1 pseudogene is annotated in these 845 nt (G+C 57.6%); it reads left to right on the plus strand.

Annotated features, from left to right (window positions below):
• A pseudogene (locus EFD55_RS32935) lies at window positions 1–845 on the plus strand (IS3 family transposase); the annotation flags it as partial.

The following is an 845-nucleotide window of genomic DNA, read 5'->3' on the forward strand; positions in this document are numbered from 1 at the left end:
CCCCGTACCTGAGCTTTGCCGGGAGCATGGCATCAGCAGTGCCAGTTTTTACAAGTGGCGGGCAAAGTATGGGGGCATGGACGCCTCGATGATGAGCCAGATGAAGGCTCTTGAGGACGAGAACCGTCGATTGAAGCGGATGTATGCCGACTTGAGCATGCAAGCCGATCTGCTGAAGGAGGCTCTCGGAAAAAAATGACGCGGCCATCTCAGCGCCGAGAGCTGGCCGAGAAAGTAGTGGCGCAACGCGGTGTAAGTATCGCGCTGGCATGCAGGACATTTGGCGTCAGCGAGACGTGTTATCGGTATGGTCCCCAACGTAATTTCGACAACGATCAGATCGCCGATCTGCTGCTTGGGCTTGTGAAGGTGAAGAAGACCTGGGGATTCGGTCTCTGCTTCCTGTATATGCGCAATGTCCAGGGCCATCGCTGGAACCACAAACGCGTCTACCGCATCTACCGGGAGCTTGAGCTGAACCTCAGGATCAAGCCCCGGCGGCGGCTGAAGCGCGAGAAGCCAGAGGAACTGGCGGTGCCCGAAGCGCCGAACATGATCTGGTCGATGGACTTCATGGCGGATCGCTTGGCGGACGGTCGCCAGTTCAGGCTTCTGAACGTGTTGGACGACTTCAACCGAGAGGGACTGGGGATCGAGGTTGACTTCTCACTTCCTGCCGAGCGGGTCGTGCGCAGCCTCAACCAGATCATCGAATGGCGGGGCAAGCCGCTGGCAATCAGGGTTGATAATGGCCCTGAATATGTCAGTTCGAAACTGGTCGAATGGGCAGAGACCCAAGGCATCGCATTGAACTACATCCAGCCCGGCAAGCCTCAGCAGAACGC

It is taken from the genome of Rhizobium pisi (assembly GCF_003938655.1).
GTDB lineage: Bacteria > Pseudomonadota > Alphaproteobacteria > Rhizobiales > Rhizobiaceae > Rhizobium > Rhizobium pisi.